The 4,291-nt window shown below is 57.6% G+C and carries 6 protein-coding genes; 5 read left to right on the top strand and 1 reads right to left on the bottom strand.

Annotation, left to right across the window (positions count from 1 at the left end):
- The first annotated feature begins 138 nt into the window (after positions 1 to 138).
- The 5 genes from ACREAY_RS10245 (at position 139) to ACREAY_RS10225 (ending at position 3,351) form a co-directional block, all read left to right on the top strand.
- Positions 139 to 888 (top strand): ParB/RepB/Spo0J family partition protein, encoded by a 750-nt coding sequence (locus ACREAY_RS10245; protein WP_431755677.1) that lies wholly within the window; start codon positions 139 to 141, stop codon positions 886 to 888.
- A gap of 131 nt (positions 889 to 1,019) precedes the next feature.
- Complete coding sequence (locus tag ACREAY_RS10240) at positions 1,020 to 1,688, top strand: arginase family protein (protein ID WP_431755676.1); 669 nt, start codon at positions 1,020 to 1,022, stop codon at positions 1,686 to 1,688.
- The gene (locus ACREAY_RS10235; protein ID WP_431755675.1) at positions 1,652 to 2,167 is read left to right on the top strand and encodes an arginase family protein; all 516 of its coding nucleotides are present in this window, start codon (positions 1,652 to 1,654) and stop codon (positions 2,165 to 2,167) included. The genes ACREAY_RS10240 and ACREAY_RS10235 overlap by 37 nt, the downstream gene beginning before the upstream one ends.
- Positions 2,168 to 2,169: 2 nt before the next feature.
- Positions 2,170 to 2,556 carry an urease subunit gamma gene (locus tag ACREAY_RS10230; RefSeq protein WP_431755674.1) on the top strand — a complete coding sequence of 129 codons (387 nt, stop codon included), beginning with the start codon at positions 2,170 to 2,172 and terminating at the stop codon, positions 2,554 to 2,556.
- A 12-nt stretch (positions 2,557 to 2,568) separates the two neighbouring features.
- The gene (locus ACREAY_RS10225) at positions 2,569 to 3,351 is read left to right on the top strand and encodes an urease accessory protein UreH (RefSeq protein WP_431755673.1); all 783 of its coding nucleotides are present in this window, start codon (positions 2,569 to 2,571) and stop codon (positions 3,349 to 3,351) included.
- Here the strand turns inward: ACREAY_RS10225 and ACREAY_RS10220 are convergent.
- Positions 3,352 to 4,291: TCP-1/cpn60 chaperonin family protein (locus tag ACREAY_RS10220; protein ID WP_431755672.1), on the bottom strand; the 940-nt coding region annotated here is incomplete at its 5' end. It lies immediately after the preceding gene.

Here is a 4,291-nt window from a genome sequence, read left to right as displayed (position 1 = left end):
ACGTATGCAAGAGCACATCATGATACGTATACTACAGCTATGAGCCAGCAGGTGCTCCCAAAATACACAATCTTCATCATTTTTGCGATTTGTTATGGCAGAAATTATAAATACGTAGATTACTAATAACACCTGCAGATGAAGGTAAAGAATATTCCGGCCGACATGATAGACATCGCAGAAGAAAACGTAAGAAAAGGCCACAGCTTTGGGGAAGACGACAAGGACAGACTGATGAAGGAGCACCTGTCAAAGTTCGACCTTTTGCAGCCGGTGGTAGTAAGGTTCGACGACAAGAGCAGGCGCTACAAGCTCTTGATAGGGCGCAGGCGCTTTTTCGCGCTCAGTGCGAAAGGCGAGACCCAGATCCCGGCAGTCGTGACCGAGCTAGAGGGCGCAGAGGCAGAGGCCGCGTCGCTCTTTGAAAACCTCATCAGAAAGGACCTGTCGCCCCTTGAAAAGGCCCAGATGGTCAAGAGGCTTGTTGACACGACAAGGTCGGGCATAACCGGCGTTTCTGCAAAATACGGCCTGCCCAAGAGCACGGTCAGCGAGTGGCTCAGCATACTGGGTCTGCCGCAAGAGCTGCAGGAAAACATCGAGAAGGGCAGGATAACGACGTACGAAGCGATAAGGATAGCAAGAAAGCCAAGGTCGGTCCAGGAAAGGCTTGTCAAGGCGGCCGGCGATGGAAGGCTGCAGGAGGAGATGGCAGATGCAGGAGTCAAGCGCGGCGCGCCAAAAGGCCTGCAGACGGTCAGGCTCGTGTTTGACCCGAGGAAAAAGCAGGACAAGCAGCTGTGGGACAGGCTGAACGAAAAGGCGCAGGAAAATGGCCTTGACGTGACAGAATACGCAAGAAGCGTTCTGTCAAAGCACGTCCAATAGACGTAATTTACGGCCGGGCCCTCAAGCCGCAAAGGGTGAGAGGGAATTCTCTTTTTGCCAGCATGTCTTGAAAACGTAGATTACTTAGAAATATTTTTAATATACTTACTAATTATAAATAACGATAGGCCATGGGAATGGAATTTTACGGCGACTCGTACAAGGGAAATGACGAACCAATCTTCGTAGGGATACCCACTTTTCTAAAGCTCCCCTGGTTGAGGAACAAGGCGGAGCTGAACAAGGTCAGGCCGGACGTAGCCGTCATCGGCGAGCCGTTTGACTTTGGCACGACCATCCGCCCTGGCGCAAGGTACGGGCCGAGGGCGATACGCGCGGCATCCACGGTGCCGTCCCCGCCCTATGAGCACTTTAACATAGAGACCGGCGTTGACCCGTTTGGTGTGTTCAGGACGGTCGACTATGGGGACGTCAACATTTCGCCTGGCGACGTCGTCGAGTCGCACAGGAGAATGACTGAAAAGGTCAAGGAGGTCCTCGACATCGACGGCATCCCGGTGATGCTTGGCGGAGACCACTCGATCACGTTTGCCAACGTACGGGCGTTTGCGAAAAAGTACAAGAACATCGGCATGATCCACATCGACACCCACGCCGACTGCGCGCCGCAGGGCCTGACAGGCTTCAAGTACGACCACGGCGCCCACATCAGGAGGATAATGGAGCTCGGGTGCCTGAAGGGCAAGAACTATACCCTCATCGGGCCTAGGGGCTACTGGCCGGGCCGGACCTTTACAAGTGGATGGCCGATCAGGATTTTCAGTGGTTCACGATGCTAGACGTCGAGGAGCTGGGCATCGACAAGATTGCCAAGGAAGCCGCCGACAGGGCAAACGACAACGTCGACGCCGTATACATCAGCTGGGACATTGACACGTTTGACCCAGCGTATGCGCCGGGCACCGGCGAGCCGGAGCCAAACGGCCTGACCTCGAGGGAGGGCATGAGGCTGATGAGGCTGCTGTCGACGTCGTTTGACCCCGGCAGGTTCGCCTTTGACCTGGTCGAAGTCGCGCCAAACTATGACGTGAGCGACGGCAGCTCGTACAACGGCGGAATCACGTCGGGGCTTGCAAACAGGCTCATTGTCGAATTGCTAGCAGGCCTGTCGCTGACAAAGAAGGGGCAGACAGAGGGCAAGCCGGTCCGGCCAAACCAGTATCGCGGCAAGGGACACACGTACGACTTTGGCAATGGCCCCAAGGCAAAGGCTCCGAAAAGGCAGCCACTAAGCTACGGGCCGAAAAAGAGCATGTAGCCATGATCTACGTAAAGGCGACGATAAAGGGCGAGCAGGATGTCGCGCCCTTTACCAAGGTTTTTCAATACAGCGACGAGACCGACGAGCTGATACTATACCATTCTGCAGAGGCGGTTAAGGAAAGGCTCGGCAGGCAGTTAAAAATAAACGTGAATGAGGCGCTGCTGGTCTATTGCCACTACGTTGCAATTCAGGTGCGCGCCAAAAAGCGCGCCGGAGCAATCAAAAAGGGCGCCAAGGACATCCTGTCTGCAGCGCAGGTCATGATAGGCGTGCCGGAAACATTAAGAACCATTGCGCTTGATGCCATTGTTGACGGAAGGCGCGCGCAGGTTACGCTAAATCAACCCATCCCGGCCACTGGCTATGCCATGGCCGCAAAGTAAGAGGCAGAAAAAATGGTCCTAGAGATATTTGACGCCATGTTAGAGCCGATATTCTCGGCGTTCCAGTCGGTAGAGGGCACCATCGACACGGCAGCGCCGGCAGGCATACTTTTGCTCGGCCTGCTCACCGGCCTGCGCCACTCGATGGAAGCGGACCATGTTGCGGCCGTGTCCACCACTATCGCGACGGCAGGCAGAAAAAACCTCGGGCAGGCGTCCATGCTTGGCGCGCTGTGGGGCCTTGGCCACACTGCGACGCTTTTCGTCGCCGCCCTGCTGGTGTTGCTGCTTGCAGTCCACATACCGGAAAAAATGAGCGGCCAGCTGGAATTTGGCGTGGGGATAATGCTCTTGTTCCTCGCAGTCACGGCGTTTACCGGCTTTAACGCGGGCAGGTTCTTCAAGGGGCTGCGTGGCAGGAAAGCCCACTCGCACTTTCACGCGCACCCCGAGCAGGGCATAGCGCACGACCACAGGCACGATCACCGACACGGCCACAAGTCCATCATAATAGGCATGGTCCACGGGATGGCAGGGAGCGGGGCCCTGATGCTGGTCGTCCTGTCGACCATAAATTCCATCCCCCTGGGACTTGCGTACATTGCCATCTTTGGTGCCGGCTCCATCGCCAGCATGGCAGGCATCAGCACCCTGATAGGCCTCCCGTTCACAAGGGCCAGGAGCCAGGTAAGGCTTGCCCTGGCGCTAAAGTACGCGGCGGCCGCGGTGACGTTTGTGATTGGCGCCGGCCTGGTGTACGAGCTGGGCGTGGTCGAGCAGGTCTTTAGAGAATAGCTAGTAGTAGTGGTGCATCGGGCGCTGCTGCTTGCCCAGCCTGTCAAAGTGGTCGTGCGACTTGTTGCCGCCCTTGTGGGTGTGGGTGGTCCCGTCTCCGTGCGTGTGCGTCGACATTGACGGCCGGGCCATCACCACGTCGTCAACCCTCACTATCAGGTCTGCGGCCTCGACTGCAGTTATCAATACCTGCTCCTTGACCTCAAGGGGCTCTACCACTCCTGCGGCAAGCATGTCCTGCACCTTTCTTTCCAGGGCATTTACACCGCACCACTGGCCGGAGCAGGAACGGAGCTGCGCCTGTGTGTTTATCACGTCCATGCCGGCGTTTGCCGCAATCGTGAGCGGGATCTCCTCCAGCGCGTCTGCAAACCTCAGCAACGCTAGCTGCTCTCGCCCCTCTACCGCAAGCGCCCCTGCCCTCACTGCCCTTGCGGCCATGACTTCGGCCGCGCCGCCGCCTGCGACGACCTGCGGGCTGGCGACATAGTCGCGCAGCACGCATAGCGCGTCAAGCGCCGAGCGGTGGAATTCGTCCAGCAACCTCTTTGAGCCGGCGCGAAGCAGCAGGGTCATCGACTTGGGGTCCCTGCACCCCTCCACGAACACCATTCTGTCGTCGCCTACGAATTTTTCGCAGACCCTGCCGGCGTGCCCGAGGTCGTCAGGCGAGATGCTGTCAAGGTCCCTCGTCGTCCGGGCGCCCGTGGCCTTTTCCAGCCACCACAGGTCGTTCTCCTTTACCCTGCGCACCGAGATTATGCCGGCGTGGGCGAGCATCGTCTGGGCCAGAGTGTTGATGCCGGCCTGCGAAATGACGACGTTTGCGCCAGAGTCGATTATGCGCTGCACCTTTTGCCGCAGCTCAAACGACTGGGCGTCAAGGAACGCCCTGATCTGGCTTGGAAGAGATATCCCGATCTCTGCGTCTGTCCTGGTC

The organism is Nitrososphaera sp., assembly GCF_050748925.1.
In the GTDB taxonomy this organism is placed as follows: domain Archaea; phylum Thermoproteota; class Nitrososphaeria; order Nitrososphaerales; family Nitrososphaeraceae; genus Nitrososphaera.
The sequence above is the reverse complement of the archived record's forward strand: the minus strand, read 5'-3'. Positions and strand labels throughout refer to the sequence as shown.